The organism is Sulfitobacter sp. IGS-18, from assembly GCF_059628195.1.
The window spans coordinates 3,499,946-3,520,783 of record NZ_CM184556.1; the positions used below are offsets into that span (position 1 = coordinate 3,499,946).

Sequence of the window (20,838 nt, forward strand, 5' to 3'; positions counted from 1 at the left end):
CCCTATCCCGCGTGGCGCAAAAGCGTCACATGGGTATCCCCGAACCGGCGATTGTCCAGCGGCGCGAAGCCATTCGGGGCAATCATCGGCGCGCTTTCTTCCCAGACGATGGTGGCCTCTGCGGCCAGCCATCCCCCCGCATGGGCAGCGGTCAGAGCCAGTTCGCCCATCCCCTTGCCATAAGGCGGGTCAAGAAACACCAGATCGAAGGGCGCGTTAGGCCAGGCCCCAAGCCGGGTCGCGTCGTCGCGCATGAGTTTCACCTCCTCCGCAACCCTCAGCTTCTGGATGTTCTGGGAAATCAACCGCTGGCCCACGCGACCATTCTCGACAAAACAAACCTCCTGCGCACCGCGGGAAAGCGCCTCCAGCCCCAGCGCGCCGGTCCCTGCAAACAGGTCAAGCACATGCGCGCCCGCAATCACATCGCGGTGGGTCAGCATGGAAAACAGGCTCTCACGCACCCGATCCGACGTCGGCCGCAGATGCGCCGCCGCGTCCCCCTTGCCCAGAGCCGCCAATGCGGTGCCGCGAAATCTGCCCGCGATAATCCTCACGCCTTTAGCAATGCCTTCAGGTCGGTTGCCGGGTCGGCGATGGCCATGGGATCAGGCGATCTTCCTGCTTCGATCAGGCGCTTGCCCACCATGTAGCCGCGCGGATCGTTCATCGCATCCACCGCAACCAGCTCCTCCCCCCGGTAATACCAGAACCCGACCGAATCCGCGTCCACGCGCCGGGTCACCACCCGGTCATAGCCGGTATTCAGGCCCGCAATCTGGAGCTTTACATCATATTGATCAGACCAGAACCACGGTTTGGCAACATAGTCCCTGCCCGCACCCATGATGTTCTCTGCCACCACCTCTGCCTGGTCGATGGCATTCGGAACCGATTCCAGGCGAATGCGCCCGCCACGGTAGGGGAAAGACGTGCAATCACCCGCCGCCCAGACATGCGGGGCCGAGGTGCGGCCCTGCGCATCAACCTTGATGCCATTGTCGATTTCGATGCCCGCAGCCTCCGCCAGCGCCACACCCGGCCGGATGCCGACGCCAACAATAACAAAATCGGCCGCAATCTCGGTGCCGTCGGTCAACCGCGCGCCACTCACGGCACCCTCGCCCAGCAATCTGTCCAGCCCGACGCCTTCGCGGATGTCCACACCATGCCCGCGATGCAGCGCGCGAAAGAAATCGGAGGTTTCAGGCGCCGCCACCCGCTGCAAGATCCGGTCGGCCATTTCCACCAGAACCACCTCAAGCCCGAGCTTGGCGGCAACCGATGCCGCCTCCAGCCCGATATAGCCACCGCCGACGATCAGAACCTTCGCACCCTGTTTGAACCGGGGGGCCATCGCGTCCACATCCGCCAGATCACGCACGACAAAGACGCCCTCCAGATTGCCCCCGATCGCTGCTGGCAGCCTGTTGGGGGTGGACCCGGTGGTCAGCACCAATTCGTCATATGACAGCGTTTCACCGGACAGGGTCACGGTGCGCGCCGCGGTGTCCACGCTTTCAATTGCGGTCCCCATGCGCAACGTAACGCGGTTGTCGGCATAGAACGCCTCGGGCCGCAGGAACAAACGCTCAAGCGACATGTCGCCCATCAGATAGGCCTTGCTGAGGGGTGGACGCTGGTAGGGCGGCACCGGCTCTGCGCCGATCAGGGTCACCTCACCGTCAAACCCGCCATTGCGCAGCTTGGCAACGCAGGACGAACCAGCTTGCCCCGCCCCCACAACTATCACATGTCCCATGGTCATTCCTTCCGATTATTCTGGTCGCGCCGATTGGGGAAACCTATATGGTTGCGAGGAATAAACACAATCACACGAAAGGCCCAGCCAATGACAATTTCAACAGGCGACGCACTGCCCGACGCAACCCTTGTCCAGATGGGTGCGGAAGGGCCGGCGCCGGTAAAGATGGCCGACAAGGTCGCGGGGCGCAAGGTGGTGATCTTCGCTGTACCCGGTGCCTTCACGCCCACATGCCATTCCGCCCATGTGCCCAGCTTTGTGCGCACCAAGGACCAGTTCGACGCCAAAGGCGTGGATGAGATCATCTGCATTTCCTGCAATGACCCCTTTGTGATGAAAGCCTGGGGTGAGGCGACCGGCGCGACCGAAGCCGGGATCACCATGCTGGCCGATGCCACGTCGGAATTCACCAAGGCCATCGGCATGGATTTCGACGCGCCGCCCGCCGGGCTGGTCGCACGGTCCAAGCGTTATGCGATGCTGGTCGAAAACGGCAAGGTCACCCTGTTCCAGCCCGAGGAAAACTCCGGTGTCTGCGACGTGTCGGGCGGCGAAGGTCTGCTGGCCAGCATGTAAGAACCAAAGCGCCCCGCCTTAAACTTGAATCGCCGATACCCTGCCGCGCTTCGCGCTCTCGGGACATCGGCGATACTGAGTGTATCAGGTTAAAGGCGGGACGCTGTAAAAGGCCGGGCCTCTGATCGAGGGGCCCGGCCTTTTCCCGGCAAGCGCTGTTCAGCTTGCCTGGTACAATGTCCGCGTCGGGAACGGAATATCGACGCCACCGGCATCCAGCGCCTCTTTGACCTGACGGGTCATATCGGCCCTGAACCCGAAATAATCCCCGGCATCGCACCAGACCCGCACCAGGAAATCGACGGAACTGTCGCCCAGATTCGTGACCTGAACGAAAGGGGCAGGTTCGGTCTTTGCCCGTGCATCCGCCATGATGGTGTCGCGAATGATGGTTTCAGCATCCTTGAGATTCGCACCATAACCCACCCCGAAAGTCCATTCGGCGCGCCGGGTCGGGTTGACCGAATAATTGTCGATCACATTGCCCCATACCTGTGAATTCGGCACGATGACATGGACATTCGACAGATCGGCAAGCTCGGTGAAGTTCAGGTTGATCTGCTTGACCGTCCCCATCTTTCCGGCGACCTCCACAAAATCACCGATCTTGATCGGGCGAAACAGGATCAGCATGACACCGGCGGCAACATTGGACAGCGTCCCCTGCAGCGCCAGGCCGATCGCCAGACCCGCGGCACCGATGAGCGCAACAACCGAAGTGGTCTGCACCCCGAAGGTGTTAAGTACGAACAGGACCGCGAAACCCAGGACCACATAGCGCACGATGGACGCCAGAAAATCGAACAGCATCTCGTCCAGGTGCCGGTTCTTCTTGCCCAGGTTCTGGACCCGGCGTTGCAACCAACTGGAGATAATCCAGCCCGCCAGCAGAATGGCAATCGCACCCAGGATAGAGCCTGCGGTGCTTGCCAGAAACTCTAGCGTCAAGAGATCGGCAAGCGATTTGCCGTTCCAGATCTCGGTATTCAGAAAATTATTCAACTCTTTATCCATCAGTCCCTGTCCACTCGGTCCTTTTCGATTCCGTACAATCCATCCATCTTGCGGGCCAGTTTCGCGTCCAGCGTGGTCAGGCTGTCCACGTCATGTGTGGTCAGCGTCACATTCACGGTCTTGTACACATTGTCCCATTCGGGGTGGTGATCCCATTTTTCGGCCCAGATGGCCACCCGCGTCATCCAACCGAATGCCTCCACGAAGTTCTGAAAGACAAATGTCTTGCGGATGGCATCGCGGCCTTCGGTCACCTCCCAGCCACTGTCGAACAAGGGTTGCAGCACGGTGTGGCGTGTCTCTTCACTGAGTTTCTCGGTCATTGCTGTTCCTCTATCTGAACGTGTTTGAACGGGCCGTATTCGGTCAGCACTTCAATTTCATGATCCACCGCTTCCCGTTCGGCCTGTAGATAGTTCTCGACCGCGCGGGCGAAACCCGCATCGCGCATCCAGTGCAGGGACCAGGTCGGCGTCGGCAGATAGCCGCGCGCCAGTTTGTGTTCGCCCTGTGCCCCCGCCTCGACGGTTTTCAGAGCGCGCGCGATGGCGATATCCATCGCCTGATAATAGCACAGTTCGAAGTGCAGGCAGGGATGATGTTCGATACACCCCCAATAGCGCCCGTAAAGCGCATGCCGTCCGACAAAGTTCAGCGCTCCGGCGACCCATCGTCCCTCGCGCTCCGCCAGCACCAGCACCATGTCGTCGCGCAGGGTTTCCTGGGCCAGATCGAAGAACCGGCGCGTCAGGTAAGGTGAACCCCATTTGCGCGCCCCCGTGTCTTGGTAGAACTGCCAGAACGCGTCCCAGTGTTCTGGCCGCAGGTCGTCACCGGCAAAGGTCCGGATCGTGCCGCCGAACCCCTGTGCCTGCGCGCGTTCCTTGCGCAGGTTCTTGCGCTTGCGGGAGTTGAGCCCCGCGAGAAAACCGTCGAAATCCGCATAGCCCTCGTTGCGCCAGTGGAATTGCTGCGATTTGCGCACCATCATGCCCAAGGCCTCTGCCCTTGCGACCTCATTGCCGGTGCAAAAGGTGACATGCAGCGAAGACAGACCATTGTTTTCCGTCAGTTGCACCGCCCCCTGCACCAGGGCCGCCAGCCCCGTCTCTTCGAACCCCGGTCGGGTGAGAAACCGGCGGCCCGTCGCGGGGGTATGCGGCACGGCGATCTGCAACTTGGGATAATACCGGCCGCCCGCCTGCTCATAGGCATGGGCCCAGTTGTGATCAAAAATGTATTCGCCTTGCGAATGGGATTTCGCATAAAGCGGCGCAACCGCGATGACCTGCCCTGCCACGGAGGCCGCCAGATACTGGGGCTGCCATCCCGTACCGGCACCGACACTGCCGCTTTCCTCCAGCGCAGACAGGAAACGGTAGGTCGTGAAGGGGTCGTATGGCGCGCCACCATCGCCGGTTTCGGGGCAGGCGCAGGCATCCCAATCGGCCTGCCCGATCTCGGACAGGTGGGGAACCACCCTGATTTCAATCTCTTGTGCGCTCATGCCTATTGCCCTGCCTGCCCTTTATCTGGTCCGGGCACGCGCCGGATCAAGCGGGAATGGCCGGTGAATACCCTTCAAAGGTGATATTATCCGCGACCCTGCGCGCCCATGCCTCCTGCGCCGCATCGCGAATCGTCCAGCAGCAGATCATCGCGCCCTTCGCCTTGATCTCTGCCACGCGGGGACGTGCGAGATCGTCGACCTCATGGCTGATGAATGACGCGCCGACCCGGTCGAAATCCGGCACTTCGCGCAGCATGTCGCAGGTGGCACGCGGCAATGGCCAGTCTTCATACCGGTAGGCGCTGGTCACGATGCCACGGGGCACCTCGGGCAGCAGTTCAGCCATTCGCGCCACCGAATGCGGATTGAAAGACATCACTGCAACCGGGCCGACATAGCCGGCAAGGCCCTCGGCAGCCGCCGCTTCCAATGGCCCGATGTCATGACCCATACCGCCATCCTGATCTTTCAGCTCGATCAGGAGCGGCACCTGCCCCGCCACCAGATCAAGGATTTCCCGCAGGGACGGTATCCCCTCGTCGCCGCCTTTCAACTGGATCTGTGCCAGTTCTTCGGCCTTGCGCAACCGCAGGGCCCCTGACGCCACCGACAGACGGTCCAGCGCATAGTCGTGAAAGACCATTGCCGCATGATCCGCACTCAGCTGCAGGTCAATTTCGATCCCGTAACCCGCCGCAATGGCCGCGCGGATGGAAGCACGGCTGTTTTCAGGCAGCCCGGCGTTCACATCGTGAAGGCCCCTGTGTGCGATAGGGGTAGAGTGGAATGCGCGTGGCAGGGTCATTTGATTTCGAAGATGCCTTCGATTTCGACCGCAACGCCCAACGGCAGCGAGGGCGCGGAAACCGCGGAACGGGCATGCCGCCCCGCGTCCCCCAGCGCCGCTACCAGAAAGTCGGAGGCGCCATTGATGACCTTGGGCTGATCGGTGAAATCTTCGGTGGAGTTGACAAAACCGGTCAGCTTGATGACCCGAACCAACCGCTCGATATCGCCACCGCAGGCCGCCTTGACCTGGGCGAGCAGGCTGATGGCACAGGATTTTGCCGCATCTGCCCCCTGCTCGACAGTCATGCCGGCGCCCAGCTTTCCAAGGATAAAACCATCCGGCCCATTGGAAATCTGGCCGGAGACGTAAAGGATATTCCCAACCTGCACGTAAGGCACATAGTTTGCCGCCGGGGCGGGCGCATCGGGCAGGGTCACGCCCAGTGCCGACAGCTGGTCTGCAAAACTCATGGATCGTCCTTTCGCGAATATTGCTTACGCAGAAACTAGCGCCGCAGCGCGGAATCCGAAAGCCCCGCGATCAACTTTCGCGAAACGCGCGGGCGAAATAATCGGCAACCGGTTTGACAAGATAAGCCATGGGGGACCGCTCGCCGGTGCGGATGAAAGCTTCCACCGGCATGCCGGGCAACAGGATCGTCCCCTCCGGCAGCTTGTCCATCTCGCCGGGGTTCAGGGCAATTTCCGCACGGAAATAGGATTGGCCCGTGGCCTCGTCCTCTATCGCATCTGCCGAAATCTGCATGACCTGTCCCACCAGTTCCGGCGTCGTGCGCTGGTCCAGCGCCGACATGCGCAGGTTGACCTGCTGGCCGACAACGATCTGGTCGATGTGGATCGGCAGAACCCGCGCCGCGATCACCAGCGGCCTGTCCTGCGGCACCAGGAACATCAGTGGTTCCGCCGCCCGCACGACCGACCGGGGGGTCTGCACCTGAAGCCCGTAGATGATGCCGGAGACCGGCGCGCGGATCGACAGGCGCTCGATCTCGTTTTGCAGGGCGCGGCGTTGCTGGATCAGCTCAAGCTCCCGATACCGCAGATCACGCAGGCGGGTGATGGCCTCTTCCCGACCCGCGGTGCCCAGTTTCAGGATCTCGATCTCGATCTCGGTGATCCGTTCCTCGGATTGTGCCCGGCTGGCCGCCAGTTCACCGATCTGCCCGGTCAACCGCGCCTTTTCCCTTTGCAGGTTCAGCACGGTCGAGGCCTGCGCCAATCCGCGATCCAGCAAGGACTGCTGGTTCGAAAGCTCCTGCTCAATCAGCCCAAGCTGCTGGGCAAGCGCGTCTTCCTGCGCGGTGACGCCGTTGATCTGCGCGCCGATCTGATTGCGGCGCTTGCCCAATTGCTCGATCTCCCGCGCGACAGAGGCGCGGCGGGCGACGAAGAGATTTTGCTGCCCCTCCATCAGTTCCGCAATTTCGGGATCCCTTGCGCCGGTCGCGATCAGTTCCTTTTCGTAAACGATTTCTTCGGCTTCGTCTCGCTCGGCCTCGAAACGGCCACGGCGGGCCATTAATTCGTACAATTGCCCTTCGACGATCGCCAGCTGCGACCCGATCTGCTGGCCGTCCAGCTGCAGCAAAATATCCCCTGCGACCACCGCATCGCCCTCGACCACGCGGATTTCGGCAACGACACCGCCGTTTTCATGCTGCACGATCTGCCGGTTCCGCTCCACTTCGATGCGCCCCGATGCGACCACCGCACCGGCGATCTGGGTCATCATCGCCCAGGTGCCAAACCCGCCGACCAGCACCAACAGGCCGAGAAGGCCAATGACAACAGGCCCGGTCGCGGACCACCTTCTTGTCGGTTGCGGGGTCATGTGACACCTCCTGCGTCCGCCGGGGCCGATTGGATCGCCTTCGCGTTCTTGACCATGCCTGCCAGCACCTCATCCTTGGGCCCGAAGGCCATGCGCATGCCACCATCCAGCACCAGCAATGTGTCACATTCCTGGATCGCCGCCGGGCGGTGCGCCATGATGAGAACAGAACGGCCATCGGCCTTCATCGACCGGATCGCATGGTTCAGCGCTTGCGAGCCGACATTGTCGAGGTTGGAATTCGGTTCGTCCAGGACAAGGATCACCGGATTGTCGTAAAGCGCGCGGGCCAGCCCGATCCGCTGCATCTGACCGCCCGACAGCCGGATCTGCCCGGCACTGACTTGGGTATCATAGCCTTTGGGCAGTTCGAGGATCATCTCATGCGCTGCCGCCTTCTTGGCCGCTTCGATGACCTTTGCATCGTCGGGCTGCGGCGACAGGCGTGCGATGTTTTCCGCAATCGTACCGTCGAACAATTGGACCCGCTGCGGCAGGTAGCCGATATGTCGGCCCAGCACTTCGGCCCCATAGTGGTCCAGCGCCGCACCATCGAGCCGCACATATCCGCCAGCGGGCGGCCAGACGCCGGTCAGGGTGCGCGCCAGGGTGGTCTTCCCTGCCCCGGAAGGGCCGATCACCCCGACGGCCTGCCCCGGTTCAACGTTGAAGTTGATCGACTTGAGCGAGGCCTGGCGCTCTCCCGGCGGGACGACGGTCAGGTTCTTGGCCACCAGCTTGGCCGCCGGTTTCGGCAGCGCTGTGCGCAGCGGCTCGGGCGACACGGCCCCCAGCAAGGTCGCAAGGCTCTGCCAGCCGTCGCGGCCCCGTTGCACGACCGGCCATTGATTCAGCGCCATTTCCACCGGCGCCAGGGCACGGCCCAGCAGGATGGACCCGGCGATCATCGCCCCCGGTGTCATTTCACCCTGCAACACCAGATAGGCACCCAGCCCCAGCATGGCCGACTGCAGGAACAGGCGCAGCGTCTTGGTCATTGACGAAAAGGTGCCGCCGACATCCGTCGCCCTGATCTGGCTTTCCAGCGCCTCGCCCCGGGCCTTTTGCCAACGGTCAAAGGCCGCATCGCGCATCCCCATGGCCTGCACCATTTCGGCCTCTGTCCGGATCTGATCCGCGATTGAACCTGCGGCCTGTCCTGCCATCCCCGCCTTTGCCTGCGAATTGCGGGACAGAATCTGGTTGGCGAATGTAATCGCGATAAGAACCCCCGCGCCGCAGACGGCAAGCCAGCCCAGCATCGGGTGGAAGATAAAGATCGCGGCGAAAAAGATCGGCGTCCACGGCATGTCGAAGAACGCCATCAGCACCGGTGAGGTCAGCAGCCGCTGCACAGCTTCCAGATCGGCCAGGTTGGCATTGGTCCGGGTATCCGGCGCAATCGCCGATTTGCGCACAACCGCGTCAAAGACGCGACGGTCCAAGGCATCCTGAAACCGCGCGCCCACCCGCGCCATGATGCGGCCCCGGGTGTGGTCCAGAACCCCCATCACCCCGTAGAGAAAGACCACCAGGATCGACAGGGCAATCAGCGTCTCTTCGGAGCCGGAGCCCAGCACCCGGTCATAGACCTGCAACATGTACATGGGGCCTGTCAGCATCAGCAAATTGGCAAACAGGCTGAACAGCGCCACCGTCCAGTAAAGCGCGCGACTGCGCTTGCGCACAGCGCGTAGTTCGGCAAGGCCACGTTGAGTTATTTCATCACGCATCTGCGCCTTCCTGCCCAAAGGCTGTCTAAAATCTCCGGTGTCAGGACAGACAGCGACAGACGCCGCAGATCGACCCGACAATGCCCCAAAAGGCCCGACCAGTCATGGCATAGCCAGTTTAACAGCGAATTTCCATTCCAAGAATCCGCAAGTCCGGCAACTGTGGCCCGTTCACATCCGGCGCACCGCGCCAACTCGCCTGGTCGGCAGAGTGCCAGACGGAACAGAAATCAAGCGAAGTGTGGTGACCCTCACCGGAACTGGAGGGTTACCTGTCCGAGGGGCTGGGCGGGGGGGAGGAACTGCCCGATCCGGTGCTGCCGCCGCCAAAGATGTCCTGAAGGACCTGGTCAATAATGTTGCCGGTGCCCTGATTGCCGCGATTGTCATCAACCGGAATCGGGTCAGAGGCCAGCACTGGATCACCCTCACCCAAACCACTGGGCGCGATCGGGGGCGACATCGGCAGCCCTTTCAGTTCGACCCCTTCATGCGCGCGGCTCATTGCCTCGCGCCAGATGTCTGTGGGTAGGCCACCACCGGTCACCCCCTTGAGCGGGGTGTTGTCATCATAGCCCATCCAGACCCCGGCCACATAATCTGCCGAAAATCCGATGAACCAGGCATCCTTGGCCGCCGAGGTTGTCCCGGTCTTGCCGGCCAGCTCGCGCCCGCCGAACTGCGCCCGCTTTCCGGTGCCGTCCGAAATCACCTTCTCCATCATATAGACCAGCTGGCGGGCCGCTTCTTCCTGGATGACCCGTTCGCCGATACCCCCGCCGGTCCCCATCAGTGGATCGTTGTCGCCCATCAGGCGCAGATCCACCAACCCGTAAGGCGTGACGGAGGAACCGCCGTTGAGAATGCCCGCATAGGCGCCGGTCATCTCGATCAATGTGCTTTCCGAAGCCCCCAGGGCGAGCGCCGGACCGGCGGCGAGGTCATTCTTGATCCCGAATTGGTCGGCCACCCGGCTGACCAGATCGCGCCCGACGCTTTCCGAGATTTTTACCGCAGGAATGTTCAATGAATCCTTCAAGGCATGGGTCAGCGTCACCGGGCCGAGAAAACGGTTGGTATAGTTTCTGGGGCACCACTGGCCCGACCCGGGGATGTTCATGCAAAACGGTTCGTCCACAACGATGTCATTGGGCGAATATCCCAGATCAAGCGCAGCAGCATAGACAAAGGGCTTGAAGGCGGAGCCGGTCTGCCGCAGGGCCTGGGTCGCACGGTTGAATGCCCCCGCCACCTTGGTCTTGCGCCCGCCCACCATGGCGCGCACCGCACCGTCCGCCGACATGATGATGACCGCGGCCTGCGCCGTCGATCCCTCGCGGACCTTGTTCTCGAAAACCCACTTCAGCCCGTCCTCGGCGGCCTTCTGGATGCGTTGATCCAGGGTGGTGCGAATGATCACGTCCTCGGTCGTGTTGCGGGTAAAAAACTCCGGCCCCGTCGACATGACCCAATCCGCGAAATAGCCACCCGCGCGGGCTTCTGCCGCTTCGGACAATTCGGCGGGGTTTGCCATGGCCATTTCGGCCTCCTCGGCCGACAGATACCCCTGCTCACGCATCAGCCGGATCACCGTTGCCGCCCGGTTCTGCGCCCGGTCGAGGTTGTTTGTAGGCGACAGGACGGAAGGCGAGGTCAGTAGCCCCGCCAGCATTGCAGCCTCGGACGGATTGACCGCCGCTGCCGACTTGCCAAAGAACCGCTGCGCGGCGGCCTCGGCCCCATAGGCGCCACCGCCCATGTAGGCGCGGTTCAGGTAGATGGAGAGGATATCGTTCTTGGAATACTTGACCTCCATCGCCATGGCATAGAGCGCTTCCTTGGCCTTGCGCTGCAGGTTGCCTGCGCGGCACCCGGCCTCGTATTCCTTCTCGGTCTGGCCGGTCGAGGGGTCAAAGGGCTCTCCCAGGCAGATCAGCTTGGCAGTCTGCTGGGTGATGGTCGAACCACCGTGCCCGGAAAGCGGCCCGCGCCCCTCGCTCAGGTTGATGCGCACGGCAGAGGCGATGCCGCGCGGGCTGATCCCGAAATGGCGGTAGAACCGCTTGTCCTCGGTCGCGACAACAGCATTCTTGAGGTGTTTTGACACGCTGTCGGCAGTGACCACACCGCCGAACTGGTCGCCGCGCCAGGCAAAGACATCGCCGTTGCGGTCCAGCAAGGTGACAGAGCCGCGCGCACGGCCATCCAGCAGCGCCTCCAGCGGCGGCAATGTGGTATAGAAATAGCCCACGGCCAGCGCGAGGCACAGAACGGCAACCGCCGTCACCCGCCAGACGATCTTCCAGATCAGCCGCAGAATCCATGACACCAGCGCCGCCAGCAGACCGATGATCCCGCCGCGACGGGGCTTTTTGGTACGGGCGGGTTTGCGCCGCACCGGAGCCTTCTTCGCAACCGGTTTCCTGGCAGGCTGTTTCGCAGCAGCCTTGCTTTTGGACGGATAGCGCTTGTCCGCCACCAACGGGCGTTTGCGCTTTGATGAATCACTCATGAATCTGGCCTGCTCGCCTGTCTTTTTCTGCACCTTACGCTGCAAATGCAGGATTGTTTAGCGCATCCAGCCGGAAAGCCCATCATTTATTTGATTATTTTTTGTGCAGATTCCTATTTCTGCACATTTTCCATGCAGGAAGCGGCGATTTTCTGCGCATATACCTGCGTCAAACCTTTCACCACAGGCTCAATACCCTGTTTTCTGCGGGGGCATCACGCAGGTCGAACCTGCCAACCGGAAGAGGGACTCAGAAGGTGAAACTCATCATTGCTACTATCAAACCATTCAAGCTCGAGGAAGTGCGCGAAGCGCTGACCGAAGCGGGTGTCCGCGGGCTGATGGTGACCGAGATCAAGGGTTTTGGCGCCCAGTCAGGTCATACCGAGATTTATCGCGGCGCCGAATACGTCGTGAACTTCGTGCCCAAAGTCAAACTGGAGCTTGTCGTCGCCGACAACGTCGCGGACCAGCTGGTCGAAGTGATCTCCAAGACAGCCCAGACCGGCAAGATCGGTGACGGCAAGATCTTCGTGCTCGACGTCGAACAGGCCGTTCGCGTGCGCACCGGCGAAACCGGCGAAGACGCCATCTGAACCTTCCCCTAGATCTGAGGAAACCCGAAATGAACAAACTCAAATATATCCCGCTGGCCACCGCGATTGCGTTGGTGCCCACGCTGGGGGCGGCCCAGGATGCGGAATTTGCATCACTCGCCCAGACAACATTCATCTTCAACACGCTGCTGTTCCTGATCGGCGGCTTTCTGGTGTTCTGGATGGCTGCAGGCTTTGCCATGCTCGAAGCCGGGCTGGTCCGGTCCAAGAACGTCACCACCCAGTTGACCAAGAACATGGGCCTCTTCGGCATCGCCGCAATCATGTACTGGCTGATCGGCTATAACGTGATGTACCCCGGCGACGGCAACTGGATGATGGACGGCGTGCTTGGCACGATTTCACCCAAGGACATCAAGACGGACATCGACGCAGGCGGCTATTCCAACGCTTCCGACTTCTTCTTTCAGTTGATGTTCTGCGCCACCACCGCTTCCATCGTTTCGGGTACATTGGCCGAACGGGTGAAGCTCTGGCCCTTCCTGATCTTCGTTGTCGTGCTGACCGGCCTGATCTACCCGATCGAGGCATCCTGGCAGTGGGGCGGCGGTTTCCTTTCCGCGATGGGCTTCTCTGACTTTGCGGGCTCCACACTGGTGCACGCCGCGGGTGGTTTTGCTGCCCTGGCCGGTGTCATCATCCTGGGACCGCGCATCGGCAAATATGCCAAGGACGGTCGTGTGGTGCCGATGCCGGGTTCCAGCCTTCCGCTGGCGACGCTGGGTACGTTCATCCTGTGGATGGGCTGGTTCGGCTTCAACGGTGCATCCCAGCTCGCCATGGGTACGCTGGAAGATGTCGATGCGGTTGCACAGATCTTTGCAAACACCAACATGGCGGCAGCAGCCGGTGCCGTCGCGGCGCTGATCCTGACACAGGTCCTGTACCGCAAGGTCGACCTGACGATGGTGCTGAACGGCGCACTTGCCGGTCTGGTCTCCATCACCGCTGGCCCGCTTGACCCGACGCTCTTTGGCGCGCTGTGGATTGGCGCTGTGGGCGGTGTCATCGTGGTCTTCGCCGTGCCTTTCCTTGACAAGCTCAAGATCGACGATGTGGTCGGCGCGATCCCGGTTCACCTGGTCGCGGGCTTCTGGGGCACATTGGTGGTGCCGGTCTATACCGACGGGACATCCTTCGTGACGCAGATCATCGGCTTTGTCGCCATCGGCGCCTTTGTCTTCATCTCAAGCTTCATCGTCTTCAGCATCCTCAAAGCCGTGATGGGCATCCGGGTGAGCGAAGAAGCGGAAATTCAGGGTCTGGATACCACCGAATTGGGCATGGAAGCCTATCCGGAGTTCTCCAAGGGCTGATCCCCCTCAAACCCTGTGGCAGCGAACCCGGCCTTTCGAGGCCGGGTTTTTTTATGCCGCCCGCCCCGATTGGCCCGTCAGCCAGATCTGGCCGACCCGCCTTTATCAAGATCACTCATCGGGAACCGCAACCACCCCTGCCGGGTTTCCACATAGATCAGACCGGACACGCGATCACCGCGCGCCGCACCTGACCTACCCCGAGAGGATCAGACCATGGGTGAGATTGCAGACAAGGCCAAGGGCAATGCCAACAAAGCCATTGGCGCCGCAAAATCTGCGGCGGGCAAAGTGACTGGAAATGACAAGCTGAGGGTCGAGGGCGAAGCCCAGAAGATCAAGGGCGAGGCACAAAAGGCCAAGGGCGCGGTCAAAGGCGCATTTGGCAACAAGATCTGATCCCGACGACATCCGGGATTGAAACATCCGGGGGCCCGCGCCGAAAGATCAGCGCGGGCCCCTTTGATGTCCTGCTCAGATACCGACGTCGATAATCGCCCGGGCAAGGATCGGAATGGTCTGCTGGTTCAGGCCGGCAATATTCATCCGGCTGTCGCTCACCATATAGACCCCGTGTTTGGCGCGCAGCTCCTCGACCTTTTCAGGCGTCGTGCCAAGGCGCGAAAACATCCCCCGGTGCTGCGCGAGGAAACCGAAACGATCAGATCCCGACAGGCGCTGCAATTCACCGGCAAGCTGGGTCCGCAGGTTCAGCATGGTGCCGCGCACGTCTTCCAGTTCCTGCATCCAGTCCTCCCGCAGCGCAGCGTCGTTCAGAATCGTCGTCACGATCCGCGCCCCGTGGTCCGGCGGGAAGCTGTAGTTCTGGCGGTTGAGGAACGCCAAAGTATCCTGATTGAGCTTGCGCGCCGCCGGGTCGGCAGCAATGGCCATCAGAAGACCTGTCCGTTCCCGGTAGATCCCGAAGTTCTTTGAACAACTGGCGGCGATCAGGCATTCCGGCACTGCTGCCGCGATCTTGCGGGTCGCGGCGGCATCTTCTGCCAGCCCGTCGCCAAAGCCCTGATAGGCGATGTCGATCATCGGCGTGGCGCCGGTTTCCTGCAACACCTTGATGACGGCATCCCATTCACTGGCGTTCAGGTTCGCCCCTGTCGGGTTGTGACAGCAGCCGTGCAACAGGATCACATCGCCCGCATGTGCCTTGCTCAGATCCGCGATCATGCCGTCGAAATCGACCCCGCGCGACTCATCGTCGAAGTAGCGGTAGTTCACCACCTCCATGCCAAGATACTTCAGGATCGACAGGTGGTTGGGCCAGGTCGGGTCCGACACGAATACCCGTGCATCGGGGCGGGCCATCTGGATCAGCTCGAACGCCTGACGCACCGCACCGGTGCCGCCCGGTGTCGCCGCCGCAGCCACGGTGTCGCGCGGAACGGCCCCCGCCAGCACCAGTTCGATCATCGCATCGGAAAAGGCCGGGTCACCGATAAGCCCGGTGTAGACCTTGCTGTCCTGCGACTGCCAAATCTGCTGTTCTGCCGCCTTTACCGCCCGCATCACGGGGGTGAGGCCCGTCGCGTCCTTGTAGACGCCGACACCAAGGTCGATCTTGGTGTCCCGGGGGTCGTCGCGGTACATCTGCATCAGGGCAAGGATCTTGTCCGCGGGCTGACTTTGTAGGGTTTCGAACATCTTATGCGTCTCCGGTAGCGATCGGCACGGTGGGGAACATCCCCCATTCCGCCCATGATCCATCATAAAGTGACCACGAGGTCTGCCCCATCCGCTCAAGCGCCAGCGCCAGGATTGCGGCCGTGACACCCGACCCGCAGGTCGTGATGACCGGTTTCGCGGGATCGACACCTGCGGCTTCGAAAACCGCGCGCAGGGCGTCGGGATCCTTCATGGTCTTGTCATCGTTCAACAGGGTCTCGTAATGCACGTTGCGCGACCCCGGAATATGGCCCGCGCGCAGCCCTTCGCGTGGTTCGGGCGCATCGCCACGGAACCGGGCGGGTGCCCGCGCATCGACGATCTGCGGCTCCCCCAGCTTGGAAGCCTGGGCCACCTGCGTCACATCCCGGACAAGCTGGTTCTGCAGGCGGACCGTCATATGGCGATCACGCGGAATCGGCGGCATGTCTTCCGTCGGGTGCCCCTCGGCCACCCATTTGGGCAATCCGCCGTCCAGCACCGCGACATTTTCCTGACCCATCAGGCGGAACAGCCACCAGACCCGCGCTGCAGAGAGCAGACCGGCCCCGTCATAGACCACAACCTGATGCCCGTCGCCCACGCCCATCGCGCGCATCCGCGACATGAATTTTTCCACCGGCGGCGCCATATGCGGCAGGTCCGAACGCCCATCCGAAATTTCGTCAATGTCGAAAAACCGGGCGCCTGGAATATGACCGGCGTCATACTCGGCCTTTGCGTCACGGCCCGCATCCGGCAAGTACCATGATGCATCCAGCAACCGCAGGTCCGGGTCCTTGAGGTGCTTGGCCAACCATGCGGTGGACACGAGCGTCTTGGGATCATCAACCATGGGCAGTCCTTCTAGAAAATGGCTCCATTCTTGCCTAGCCGCGCTGATGCAAACTGGCAAGAGCGCGCCCCGGTTGCGGAGTGATTACGGGCGTTCCTCGCCGGGAAACGGGTCCGTTTCCTGCACCAACGGGCTGCCTGACATTCCGGACCACCACGCCGAAAGGTCGGGATACTCTGCCAGGAGCTCTGCCCCCACAGCAACCCGCGTCAGGTAATCCATGACCGGGGCCAGATGCAGATCGGCAAGGGTCAGATCCATGCCGTTCAGCACCAGCCCCTCCGCCGCGATGGTATCGAGAAGTTTCAGGCCTGGCCTGCCCGCTTTGATACCGGCCGCGACCTGATCGGCATCAAAGGGTTCATTCATCAGCGGTGCGTAGAAGCCGTTGGAGAAAACCTGCCGGACAAGCGGCCAGTACAGGCTGGTATCCACAATGCCAAAGACCTGATCCATCCGTGCGAGCGCCTGTGAGTCGTCGGGCAGCAGGTGCATGGCGCCACTGACCCGCGCCAGATAGCGCAGGATCGCCGCTGTCTCGGTCAGCGTGAAATCACCGTGGCGCAGAACCGGCACGCGGGCCAGCGGCGTGAAACGATCCAACGCGGACGGATCGGAAAACGGGTCCACCTCGACATAGCTGGCCTGCAGGCGCATTTCGATCAGGGCAACCCGGACAATCCGCGCGTAGACCGAATGCCTGAACCCGATCAGCGTGAAACCGTCAGCCATGATCTTTGAGCAGACGCGCCTTTTGCCGCGACCAGTCACGTTTCGCCGAGGTCTCGCGTTTGTCGTGATTCTTCTTGCCCTTGGCGACGCCGATCTTCAGCTTTGCCATGCCACGATGGTTGAAATACATCACCAGTGGCACCAGGGTCATCCCCTTGCGCTGGGTGGCATTCCACAAATCCGCCATCTGCTTGCGCGAGACGAGCAACTTGCGCCGCCGCCTTTCGTCATGCTGAAACGTCTTTGCCTGCGCATAGGGCGCCACATAGGAGTTGACCAACCACAGCTCGCCCTCTTCCACAGCCGCATAGCTTTCCGCGATGTTCGCGCCGCCCTGCCGAAGGGATTTCACCTCTGACCCCTCCAGGATAATGCCGCATTCGATATCTTCCTCGATAGCGTAATCATACCGCGCCCGGCGGTTTTCGGCGATCACCTTGTAATTGGGATCAGATTTCGTGGCGGATTTGACCTGTGACATGCAGGCAGATGTAGAGCGCACCCAAAGCCAGTGCAAGGTTCGGCACCGCGCTTTCGCAGTTGCTTTGTCCTTAATACGGAAAGCACGAGCAGCATTGCCTACAACTTCGGGGAGAGTTCCCCGGATTTCCGCCAAACTTCTGCAGCAAGTGACGGCAGCTATCACGCGGCGGATATGGTCCCCCCTCCACCAAGGGGAGCGCCACCGCCGCCGCGCGGCGTGTCCTGGCGGCGCATTCAAACGCGCATGAAGCGCCTGTTACCCGCGCTTCTGAGAGCGGCGCAGGTGATGCACGGCCAGCAGCAGCGAAAGCGTGGCAGCCATGCCGCCGCCCCAGACAATGACGGGAATATGGTGGATATGGCCCAGCACCCGCGCCAGAACCGCGCCCACAAGATGCCCGACCAGGATGTAGAACAAAGCCCAGATCGCAGATGAAACTGCGGTGATCGCGCCATAGCGGCGATAGGTGATCTCTGTCTGGGCCAGCGCCAAGGGAACCAATATCCGCATGCCGGGTATAAAGCGAAACGATGCGGCAAACCGGCCGGGCTGGCTTCGGACCTTGCCCAGCAGGGCCGCAATCCGGCTTCCCGCCAGTTGACGCTTCACAAACGGGTGAGACCGGAAACGCCGCCCGAGCCAGAAAAACAATGTATCCGCGACCCAGGCACCTGACCCGATGGCAAGCAACACCGGGAAAAACGGCAGGACATGCCGGTGCACCAGAGCGCCGCCCATGATCGCAACGGATTCCCCTTCGATCCCACATCCAAGGAACAGAGCCGGCACGCCATAGGTGCTGACAAGGCTTTCCAGGCTCACGGCATCACCCTATGGCCAGGGGCTGCCATGGCCCTCAATCGCCCAGTTTGGCGTGCACTTCGTCCAGGTCGATTTCGCCCACCGGCATCTTGTTGCCCGGATTCTCGAAATCATACTTGAACAATTCGAAGTCGCGTTTGTAGATTTCGCGCATCAGGTGCATCGACAGATCGTCGAAGTAGTCTTCTACCGGATGGGCCCGCTTCGGGCCGTGCCCCTCGCTCTCGTTGAACCGCGGGATATCCGCAAGACGGACCTGGTGGGATGTCTCGATCGCATCCAGCACGTCCTGCATCCCGTCGTTGAATGCCTCGGTCCAGAAAATCTTGTCATAGCGCCCACCGTTCACGATGAAGGTGCTGACATGGCCGGACATGGCCGACCAGTGAATGTCGGGGTCCATCGGCCGCCGCCACCGGATGGTATCGCGGGCGAACAACAGGAACCTGCGGAAACTGGCAATCTGGTCGAACTCCTGCTTGCCGTCATCGCCGCCGACTTCGATGCCATACTTCTGGATCAGCAGGGGGACCAGGTTGCCGCGATAGCGTTTGCCGTTGCGTTGGATGCCGCAGATCTTGTCGAAGAACGAGCTCAGGATCCGCGTGTAGGGATTGCGCACGCAGGTAAAGGTGTAGGACTTGTGGCCCTTGACGTTCTCGGTGATCGGAAGTTGCGAGGCATCCAACGCCCATTTGTGCAACCCGGACTGCGCATCATGGATGTCACCGTCGAAGAATTCGCCGTGGTCGGAGTAGTACATGATCTGCCCGATTGTCGAACAGGCGCACTTGGGCACCACCCGATAGACCACGCTTTCGCTTTCCGTCATCCATGTTCCGGGAAACCCCATAGCCGACTGCCTCTCACTCGTTCTGTCATGACTGTTTTTAGCAACAGTTCTGAGTTGCCGCAAAAAAGCAAATAAATGCGGTTTATTCAATGTTGCTTCATCATTATCTAGGTAAACAATACAAGGTAAAGAGGCAGTTCGTTTCAGTCGTGGCCAAAATCGCTTACATACTGCTTTGTCACAAGGACCCGCTGGCGATCATCCGGCAGGCAGAGCGGTTGACGACGGCCGGCGACTATATGTCGATCCACTTCGACTCCCGGGCAAAGCCCGAGCATTACCAGCAGATCCGCGCGGCGTTGGACAATAACCCGAACGTGATCTTCGCGAAGAAACGTGTGAAATGCGGCTGGGGCGAATGGTCCCTTGTGCAGGCAACACTCAGTGCCCTGACCTCCGCCGTTGAGGCGTTTCCCCGCGCAACGCATTTCTACATGCTTTCCGGCGATTGCATGGCGATCAAGTCGGCGGAATACACTCACCAGTTCCTTGACGACAACGATGCCGATTTCATCGAAAGCTTCGACTACTTCGAAAGCGACTGGATCAAGACCGGCTGGAAAGAGGAACGTCTGATCTACCGGCACTGGTTCAATGAACGGACCCAGAAAAAGCGGTTCTACTGGATGTACGAGGTCCAGAAGAAACTGGGGCTGACCCGCAACATCCCCGCCGATCTGCAGATCATGATTGGCAGCCAGTGGTGGTGCCTCCGCCGCCGCACCGTTGAATGGCTGCTGGATTTTGTGAAAAAGCGCCGCGATGTCGTCCGTTTCTTCCGGTCCACCTGGATTCCCGATGAAACCTTCTTTCAGACGCTGGTCCGCCACCTGGTGCCCGAGGTCGAGATCCGTTGCCGCACCCTGACCTTCCTGATGTTCACGGATTACGGGATGCCGGTCAATTTCTACAATGACCATTACGAGCTGTTGCTCAGCCAGGATTACCTTTTCGCCCGCAAGATCAGCCCCGAGGCGCAGGACCTGAAACGCAGGCTCGGGCTGCTCTACGCCGCCGAGGGCGTCCAGTTCCAGATCAGCAACGAAGGCCGCGGCCTGTTCAAGTTCCTGTCAGGCCGGGGCCGGATCGGTCGCCGCTTTGCCACCCGTTTCTGGGAAACCGAAAGCACGCTGGGACGCGAACGGGAACTGCTGATCGTTGTCTGCAAGAAATGGCATGTCGCCAAAAGGGTCCTCGACCGCATCCGGCAGGTCACCAACGTCCCCGCGATCGAGTACCTCTTCAACGAAGAAGATACGACTCTGCCCGATCTGGGCGGCATCCAGAACACGCTGGAAAAACGCCACCGTCACCGGCGGGCCTTGATGCGGATGCTGTTCGACTATTTCGAAACCGACCGCATGATCGTCTGCATGGACCCGGGCAATATCGAGCTTCTGAACGATTTCGCCTCTGACCGGTCCATCACCCGCATTCTGGAAATCGAATGCCAGTTCACCGACGACTACCTGATCGGCCATGCGATGCGCGTGGGCCTTGCCGGGGAACAGACATCGCAGGACACGCTGGAACGCCTGTTGCCGACGATCCGCAACGACATGGTGCACGAAAGCGACCGCATCCGCGACGCCCAGTTCGAGAACCACATTCGCATCCGCGAGGCTGCCGATCCCGAGCTCAACGCCGAAAACCTTGAGAAATTCCTGAACATCTCCAAGGACAAGGCCCGCGAAATCGCCAAGACGGACTATCTGTTCGCAGACTGACGCAGATCATCGTTCTTTTGC

At 61.1% G+C, this 20,838-nt stretch carries 21 protein-coding genes; 5 read left to right on the forward strand and 16 right to left on the reverse strand.

What is annotated here, in order from left to right; genetic code table 11:
- Positions 1 to 2: 2 nt before the first annotated feature.
- Together rsmD and ACWNZ3_RS17015 are read right to left on the reverse strand one after the other, a co-directional pair.
- A complete protein-coding gene (gene rsmD, locus ACWNZ3_RS17010) occupies positions 3 to 557 on the reverse strand; it encodes a 16S rRNA (guanine(966)-N(2))-methyltransferase RsmD (RefSeq protein ID WP_496900650.1) in 555 nt (184 codons plus the stop codon).
- Positions 554 to 1,762 carry an NAD(P)/FAD-dependent oxidoreductase gene (locus ACWNZ3_RS17015; RefSeq protein WP_496900651.1) on the reverse strand — a complete coding sequence of 403 codons (1,209 nt, stop codon included), beginning with the start codon at positions 1,760 to 1,762 and terminating at the stop codon, positions 554 to 556. The genes rsmD and ACWNZ3_RS17015 overlap by 4 nt, the downstream gene beginning before the upstream one ends.
- 90 nt (positions 1,763 to 1,852) lie before the next feature.
- On the opposite strand from ACWNZ3_RS17015, the gene ACWNZ3_RS17020 reads away from it, so the two are divergent.
- Entirely contained in the window at positions 1,853 to 2,341 is a 489-nt protein-coding gene (locus ACWNZ3_RS17020; protein WP_269366064.1) for a peroxiredoxin, read from the forward strand.
- A gap of 159 nt (positions 2,342 to 2,500) precedes the next feature.
- On the opposite strand, the gene ACWNZ3_RS17025 is transcribed toward ACWNZ3_RS17020, so the two are convergent.
- The 8 genes from ACWNZ3_RS17025 to ACWNZ3_RS17060 all read right to left on the reverse strand — a co-directional run bounded on the left by ACWNZ3_RS17025 (position 2,501) and on the right by ACWNZ3_RS17060 (position 11,751).
- Complete coding sequence (locus ACWNZ3_RS17025; protein WP_269366065.1) at positions 2,501 to 3,355, reverse strand: mechanosensitive ion channel family protein; 855 nt, start codon at positions 3,353 to 3,355, stop codon at positions 2,501 to 2,503.
- Complete coding sequence (locus ACWNZ3_RS17030; protein WP_269366066.1) at positions 3,355 to 3,678, reverse strand: 4a-hydroxytetrahydrobiopterin dehydratase; 324 nt, start codon at positions 3,676 to 3,678, stop codon at positions 3,355 to 3,357. Before ACWNZ3_RS17030 ends, ACWNZ3_RS17025 begins: the two co-directional genes overlap by 1 nt.
- Complete coding sequence (locus ACWNZ3_RS17035; protein WP_496900652.1) at positions 3,675 to 4,862, reverse strand: GNAT family N-acetyltransferase; 1,188 nt, start codon at positions 4,860 to 4,862, stop codon at positions 3,675 to 3,677. Before ACWNZ3_RS17035 ends, ACWNZ3_RS17030 begins: the two co-directional genes overlap by 4 nt.
- Before the next feature lie 46 nt (positions 4,863 to 4,908).
- Positions 4,909 to 5,670, reverse strand: a complete 762-nt coding sequence (locus ACWNZ3_RS17040; RefSeq protein WP_496900653.1) for a glycerophosphodiester phosphodiesterase family protein — start codon at positions 5,668 to 5,670, stop codon at positions 4,909 to 4,911.
- Positions 5,667 to 6,125 (reverse strand): RidA family protein, encoded by a 459-nt coding sequence (locus ACWNZ3_RS17045; protein WP_496900654.1) that lies wholly within the window; start codon positions 6,123 to 6,125, stop codon positions 5,667 to 5,669. The genes ACWNZ3_RS17040 and ACWNZ3_RS17045 overlap by 4 nt, the downstream gene beginning before the upstream one ends.
- Before the next feature lie 70 nt (positions 6,126 to 6,195).
- Positions 6,196 to 7,506, reverse strand: coding sequence for an HlyD family type I secretion periplasmic adaptor subunit (locus tag ACWNZ3_RS17050; protein WP_114273765.1), 1,311 nt, complete (start codon positions 7,504 to 7,506; stop codon positions 6,196 to 6,198).
- Positions 7,503 to 9,239, reverse strand: coding sequence for a type I secretion system permease/ATPase (locus tag ACWNZ3_RS17055; protein WP_496900655.1), 1,737 nt, complete (start codon positions 9,237 to 9,239; stop codon positions 7,503 to 7,505). Before ACWNZ3_RS17055 ends, ACWNZ3_RS17050 begins: the two co-directional genes overlap by 4 nt.
- 268 nt (positions 9,240 to 9,507) lie before the next feature.
- Positions 9,508 to 11,751 (reverse strand): transglycosylase domain-containing protein, encoded by a 2,244-nt coding sequence (locus ACWNZ3_RS17060; RefSeq protein WP_269366073.1) that lies wholly within the window; start codon positions 11,749 to 11,751, stop codon positions 9,508 to 9,510.
- 257 nt (positions 11,752 to 12,008) lie between these two features.
- Here ACWNZ3_RS17060 and ACWNZ3_RS17065 point away from each other — a divergent pair, with 257 nt between their 5' ends.
- The 3 genes from ACWNZ3_RS17065 to ACWNZ3_RS17075 all read left to right on the forward strand — a co-directional run bounded on the left by ACWNZ3_RS17065 (position 12,009) and on the right by ACWNZ3_RS17075 (position 14,083).
- Positions 12,009 to 12,347, forward strand: coding sequence for a P-II family nitrogen regulator (locus ACWNZ3_RS17065; RefSeq protein ID WP_114273768.1), 339 nt, complete (start codon positions 12,009 to 12,011; stop codon positions 12,345 to 12,347).
- 29 nt (positions 12,348 to 12,376) lie between these two features.
- Positions 12,377 to 13,684 (forward strand): ammonium transporter, encoded by a 1,308-nt coding sequence (locus ACWNZ3_RS17070; RefSeq protein WP_269366076.1) that lies wholly within the window; start codon positions 12,377 to 12,379, stop codon positions 13,682 to 13,684.
- Between the two features lie 216 nt (positions 13,685 to 13,900).
- Positions 13,901 to 14,083 (forward strand): CsbD family protein, encoded by a 183-nt coding sequence (locus tag ACWNZ3_RS17075; protein WP_269366078.1) that lies wholly within the window; start codon positions 13,901 to 13,903, stop codon positions 14,081 to 14,083.
- Between the two features lie 75 nt (positions 14,084 to 14,158).
- On the opposite strand, the gene ACWNZ3_RS17080 is transcribed toward ACWNZ3_RS17075, so the two are convergent.
- From ACWNZ3_RS17080 to ACWNZ3_RS17105, 6 genes are all read right to left on the reverse strand, one after another.
- On the reverse strand, positions 14,159 to 15,343 hold the full coding sequence (locus tag ACWNZ3_RS17080; protein WP_496900656.1) for an amino acid aminotransferase: 1,185 nt from the start codon (positions 15,341 to 15,343) through the stop codon (positions 14,159 to 14,161).
- A 1-nt stretch (position 15,344) separates the two neighbouring features.
- Positions 15,345 to 16,199, reverse strand: coding sequence for a 3-mercaptopyruvate sulfurtransferase (gene sseA, locus ACWNZ3_RS17085; protein WP_114273771.1), 855 nt, complete (start codon positions 16,197 to 16,199; stop codon positions 15,345 to 15,347).
- A gap of 84 nt (positions 16,200 to 16,283) precedes the next feature.
- Positions 16,284 to 16,931, reverse strand: coding sequence for a glutathione S-transferase family protein (locus ACWNZ3_RS17090; RefSeq protein ID WP_496900657.1), 648 nt, complete (start codon positions 16,929 to 16,931; stop codon positions 16,284 to 16,286).
- Positions 16,924 to 17,412 carry an SsrA-binding protein SmpB gene (smpB, locus tag ACWNZ3_RS17095; protein ID WP_114274409.1) on the reverse strand — a complete coding sequence of 163 codons (489 nt, stop codon included), beginning with the start codon at positions 17,410 to 17,412 and terminating at the stop codon, positions 16,924 to 16,926. Before smpB ends, ACWNZ3_RS17090 begins: the two co-directional genes overlap by 8 nt.
- 258 nt (positions 17,413 to 17,670) lie before the next feature.
- A complete protein-coding gene (locus ACWNZ3_RS17100; RefSeq protein ID WP_496900658.1) occupies positions 17,671 to 18,237 on the reverse strand; it encodes a DedA family protein in 567 nt (188 codons plus the stop codon).
- 34 nt (positions 18,238 to 18,271) lie between these two features.
- Positions 18,272 to 19,090, reverse strand: coding sequence for a sulfotransferase family protein (locus ACWNZ3_RS17105; RefSeq protein WP_496900659.1), 819 nt, complete (start codon positions 19,088 to 19,090; stop codon positions 18,272 to 18,274).
- A 149-nt stretch (positions 19,091 to 19,239) separates the two neighbouring features.
- On the opposite strand from ACWNZ3_RS17105, the gene ACWNZ3_RS17110 reads away from it, so the two are divergent.
- The gene (locus tag ACWNZ3_RS17110) at positions 19,240 to 20,817 is read left to right on the forward strand and encodes a DUF5928 domain-containing protein (protein ID WP_496900660.1); all 1,578 of its coding nucleotides are present in this window, start codon (positions 19,240 to 19,242) and stop codon (positions 20,815 to 20,817) included.
- The last annotated feature ends 21 nt before the right edge of the window (positions 20,818 to 20,838 follow it).

Bases quoted from the DNA above. Each gene is read 5' to 3' on its own strand.
- ACWNZ3_RS17015 (WP_496900651.1), bottom strand. From the start codon at position 1,762: ATGGGACATGTGATAGTTGTGGGGGCGGGGCAAGCTGGTTCGTCCTGC.
- ACWNZ3_RS17020 (WP_269366064.1), top strand. From the start codon at position 1,853: ATGACAATTTCAACAGGCGACGCACTGCCCGACGCAACCCTTGTCCAG.
- ACWNZ3_RS17025 (WP_269366065.1), bottom strand. From the start codon at position 3,355: ATGGATAAAGAGTTGAATAATTTTCTGAATACCGAGATCTGGAACGGC.
- ACWNZ3_RS17030 (WP_269366066.1), bottom strand. From the start codon at position 3,678: ATGACCGAGAAACTCAGTGAAGAGACACGCCACACCGTGCTGCAACCC.
- ACWNZ3_RS17035 (WP_496900652.1), bottom strand. From the start codon at position 4,862: ATGAGCGCACAAGAGATTGAAATCAGGGTGGTTCCCCACCTGTCCGAG.
- ACWNZ3_RS17040 (WP_496900653.1), bottom strand. From the start codon at position 5,670: ATGACCCTGCCACGCGCATTCCACTCTACCCCTATCGCACACAGGGGC.
- ACWNZ3_RS17045 (WP_496900654.1), bottom strand. From the start codon at position 6,125: ATGAGTTTTGCAGACCAGCTGTCGGCACTGGGCGTGACCCTGCCCGAT.
- ACWNZ3_RS17050 (WP_114273765.1), bottom strand. From the start codon at position 7,506: ATGACCCCGCAACCGACAAGAAGGTGGTCCGCGACCGGGCCTGTTGTC.
- ACWNZ3_RS17055 (WP_496900655.1), bottom strand. From the start codon at position 9,239: ATGCGTGATGAAATAACTCAACGTGGCCTTGCCGAACTACGCGCTGTG.
- ACWNZ3_RS17060 (WP_269366073.1), bottom strand. From the start codon at position 11,751: ATGAGTGATTCATCAAAGCGCAAACGCCCGTTGGTGGCGGACAAGCGC.
- ACWNZ3_RS17070 (WP_269366076.1), top strand. From the start codon at position 12,377: ATGAACAAACTCAAATATATCCCGCTGGCCACCGCGATTGCGTTGGTG.
- ACWNZ3_RS17075 (WP_269366078.1), top strand. From the start codon at position 13,901: ATGGGTGAGATTGCAGACAAGGCCAAGGGCAATGCCAACAAAGCCATT.
- ACWNZ3_RS17080 (WP_496900656.1), bottom strand. From the start codon at position 15,343: ATGTTCGAAACCCTACAAAGTCAGCCCGCGGACAAGATCCTTGCCCTG.
- sseA (WP_114273771.1), bottom strand. From the start codon at position 16,199: ATGGTTGATGATCCCAAGACGCTCGTGTCCACCGCATGGTTGGCCAAG.
- ACWNZ3_RS17090 (WP_496900657.1), bottom strand. From the start codon at position 16,931: ATGGCTGACGGTTTCACGCTGATCGGGTTCAGGCATTCGGTCTACGCG.
- smpB (WP_114274409.1), bottom strand. From the start codon at position 17,412: ATGTCACAGGTCAAATCCGCCACGAAATCTGATCCCAATTACAAGGTG.
- ACWNZ3_RS17105 (WP_496900659.1), bottom strand. From the start codon at position 19,090: ATGGGGTTTCCCGGAACATGGATGACGGAAAGCGAAAGCGTGGTCTAT.